This is a genomic window from Paenibacillus sp. TAF43_2, assembly GCF_052113545.1.
GTDB lineage: Bacteria > Bacillota > Bacilli > Paenibacillales > Paenibacillaceae > Pristimantibacillus.
Genome location: NZ_JBFRDK010000307.1, coordinates 1 through 4,072 on the forward strand (window position 1 = coordinate 1; position 4,072 = coordinate 4,072).

General features: G+C 43.7%; 3 protein-coding genes. All 3 read left to right on the forward strand.

The window, feature by feature from the left end:
• A partial coding sequence (locus tag AB4Z17_RS32590) for a serine hydrolase domain-containing protein (protein WP_441964499.1) occupies window positions 1-1,840 on the forward strand: 1,840 nt, incomplete at its 5' end.
• A 56-nt stretch (window positions 1,841-1,896) separates the two neighbouring features.
• Window positions 1,897-2,571, forward strand: a complete 675-nt coding sequence (locus AB4Z17_RS32595; RefSeq protein ID WP_441964502.1) for a response regulator transcription factor — start codon at window positions 1,897-1,899, stop codon at window positions 2,569-2,571.
• A complete protein-coding gene (locus AB4Z17_RS32600) occupies window positions 2,568-3,920 on the forward strand; it encodes an ATP-binding protein (protein WP_441964504.1) in 1,353 nt (450 codons plus the stop codon). The genes AB4Z17_RS32595 and AB4Z17_RS32600 overlap by 4 nt, the downstream gene beginning before the upstream one ends.
• The last annotated feature ends 152 nt before the right edge of the window (window positions 3,921-4,072 follow it).

Sequence of the window (4,072 nt, forward strand, 5' to 3'; positions counted from 1 at the left end):
GCCCACACCCGAGGGAGAAGCCAATTCTCTAAACGATGTCGCTGGGCTAACGGCGTTCATTGATGGTATTATGAAAGTGCATATGGACAATTTCAAGTTTCCAGGTGCGGTTATTTCAATCGTCAAGGATGGGGAAATCCTGCTCGCTAAGGGGTATGGTTACTCTAACCTCGAGAAGAACCAGCTGGCGAACCCAGAGACAGATCTATTTCGAATCGCTTCAACAACGAAGCTTTTTACTTGGACCGCTGTGATGCAGCTTGTTGAGCAAGGCAAGATCGATCTGGACACAGACATCAATAACTATTTGAAAACGGTGAAAATACCGAAAACCTATTCAGAGCCGATTACGATGCGTCATCTAATGACCCATACCGCTGGCTTTGAAGAAGGCGGAGTCGGCTATCAAATTACTACAGATCCTAAAAAGCTGCCGGTATCGATTTCGGAAACGCTTGCCAAGCATATGCCGGCACGAGTAAGGCCTCCGGGCGAGATGTCGTCTTATTCCAACTATGGCGCCGCGCTAGCAGGATTAATCGTCGAGGAAGTTAGCGGGACAGCGTACAATGATTATATTCAGAAATATATTTTTGATCCGCTGGATATGAAATACGCTACTATTCAAGAGCCTATTCCTGCTGCATTAGAAGCTTTTTCTGTACCGGGATATGCTAAGGAAAACGGTGCATATACAGCTCAGCCGCCAACGTTTGAGGGAGGATTTCGGCCTGCGGGATCAGCTGCAGTATCCGCGATGGATATGGCTCATTTCATGATTGCTCATCTTCAGAATGGACGTTATGGAGAAAAGCAAATTTTGAAGCCAGAAACAGCCATATTGATGCATGCACCGGCTTTCCAGTTCCATAAGGATTTACCGGCAATAGATCTTGGTTTCTATGAACTGAACATGAACGGGCGAAAAGTTATCTCCCATGGCGGAGCAGATTTGCAGTTTAATACAGAGCTATATCTCGTTCCAGATAAGCAGATTGGCATTTTTGTTTCCTACAATGGAGGGGACGGCTCATTAGCAGCGGATGGACTCGCAAAAGCCTTTTTAGACCGCTATTTCCCAGCCGAGGAAGTCAGCCTGCCGCCAGTATCCGCTGAACTTAATGATGCTGTACAAAAGTATGCGGGTTCCTATCAATTTACTCGTCGCAATCATACCGATATTGATAAGTTTTATAGTTTTATGTCCAAGATCAGTGTAGCGGCTGAAGGCAATCGTTTACTCATTGGGAGTGGTGCTGAACAGCAAATATTTGAACCTATTGGACCTGATGTATTCCAACAAGTAGGCGGAGAGGGACGGATTGGATTCCGCACCGACGAATCAGGAAAAGTCACTCATTTGCTTCTTGATTTCTTACCTACAATGCCGCTTGAACGCGCGTCGCTGCTGGATCAAACATCGTTCTGGTTTCCATTGCTTGGCATCTCAGTCTTTCTATTTATTACGGTAATACTGGGCTTCCTAAATCGCAGACGTGAAATCAGCGCAATGCCGAATGAGCAGAAGTGGGCATATCGGCTGTCTGCAGCCACCGCCATCTGGGCACTTACAACCATTGTGGCGACGCTTGTTGTCGTGATGAATATGGATATGCTCACTCGACTTAGYCGCATTACACAGTCGTTGAATCTTTATCTGTTTATGCCTATTCTACTCGTTGGATTTACTTTGGCGATGATCGTTATGAGTGTGCTTGCTTGGAAAAACAGCTATTGGACAGTCCTAAGACGCGTGCATTACTCTCTTATTATGCTAGCGGCAGTAGCACTCAGTTTGTTTTTCTATCATTGGAACTTGCTTGGATGGCATTTTGGTTGAAACAGCAATCCGCCCATATGGGAGGCTCATGTTAAAGAGGGGAGACGTACATCTTAATGGCCAAAATTCTGATCGCGGATGACGATGCACATATTCGCGAATTGATGTCTTTATTTTTGAAAAACGAAGGTTTCCAAATTTTAGAGGCAAAAGACGGTGCGGAGGCGCAATTAATTTGGGAAAACAATCAAATTGATATGGTTATCCTCGATATTATGATGCCTCAAGTAGACGGATGGGAATTATGCAGGGAGATCAGGCGCATCGATTCCAATATTCCTCTCCTGATGGTCACAGCTAAAGGAGAGTCGGGGCAAAAAGTGAAGGGGTTTCAGCTTGGCACGGACGATTATTTAACGAAGCCGTTTGATCCGATGGAGCTTGTGATGAGAGTAAAAGCGCTGCTGAAGCGTTACATGATTGTCTCATCACAAACGGTACAGCTTGGCGGCGTTACACTAAATCGCCGCAACTATCAAGTGATTCGAGGAGAAGAAACGCTAAATCTGCCATTGAAGGAATTTGAGCTGCTGTTTAAAATGGCGAACCATCCTGGACAAATTTTTACGAGGGAACAGCTGATCACTCAGATCTGGGGCAAAAATTATGAAGGTGACGACCGAACCGTCGATGTTCACATTAAACGGCTAAGGGAAAGATTTGCTGGCGATGCACAACATTTTCAGATTGAAACCGCCCGTAGTCTGGGGTATCGGCTTGTCATCACATGATCAATACATTATATGTCCGCATCATTTGCACGTTTCTGGCCGTCATCATTTTCAGCTTATTGTCTTCATTTTTTATAGGCTATTCTATATTCAAGAAAGAAATAAACCATGTCGGTCAGAACGACATGATTGCAGCAGGAGAGGAAATGATTACTCTCTATGAACAAACAAGGCCGGATGATCTGAGTGTTTTCCTAACAAGAATGGTAAAGGTGTCCGCTTATCCAATCCACATGTATGATGCATCAGGAAATGTAACGATCTATGCTTTAAACAATACGAGTAATGTGAAAATTGCGCCGGAAGCTGTTCAACAGGTGCTTCGAGGACAATTATATCGCTCACCTGGTAAGGAAGGCCAAACATTCGTTGGTATTCCTTTTCCCATCGATGGGAAGATACAGGCCATGTTTATGCAGTTTTCAGCGCAAAATGAAGATATTATAAATCGAATGCTGCTGCTCATACTGCTTCTCGGCTTAATTATTGGGAGCCTATGTATTCTTATTGCAGCTCGTTATTTGGTGAAACCGATTCAAGCGATGACACAAGCGACCAAGAGGCTTGCCAAGGGTGATTACGATGTGGAAATCAAACTGAAAAGCGCTGATGAAATAGGAGTCTTAAGCCATAGCTTTAATGAAATGGCTAGTGAACTGAAACAGCTGGAGCAAATGCGGCAGGATTTTGTATCGAATGTATCGCACGAAATTCAAACTCCGCTAACGTCTATATCGGGTTTTGCAATGGCGATGAAGAACAACAGCTTGGTAGCAGAAAATAATCGTAATTATTATTTGGATATTATTATTATGGAGAGCGGGCGGCTATCGAGGCTTAGCGATAATTTGCTCAGGCTTGCTTCGCTTGATTCCGATCAGCATCCATTCGAGCCGATGACGTATAATCTCGACGAGCAAATTAGGCAAATCGTCGTTACTTGCGAGCCTCAATGGTCGGCCAAAGACATTCGCATCGAATTAGAATGGGCGAACACGATCAAGATTACAGCAGATCAGGATCAGTTGAACCAGGTATGGATGAATTTACTCGGCAACAGCATCAAATTCACACCTGAAGGCGGAATTATTGAGATTTCTTTAACTCAATCCGATACCGAAGTGCTATTCATAATAACCGATTCAGGTATTGGCATTGCGGCGGATAAGCTTGAACATGTGTTTGAGCGGTTTTACAAGTCGGACCAATCACGCAACCGCAATATTAGCGGCAATGGTTTGGGGCTTGCGATCGCCAAAAAAATTGTTACTCTTCATCATGGAACGATCGAAATGAAAAGTAGGCTAGGCGAAGGTACGACAGTAATGGTATGTTTACCCATTCATTAATAATAATTGGAGTGATCGGTCAAATGACCGATCACTTCTTTTTTTTAACGTACTGTTGAACCCAATTTGAAACTAAAAAACGATTTTTCAAAAAAAAAAAGTAAAACAATATGTGACCAATCTACGTTCTTAATTGTGTTAATGGGTAAAGG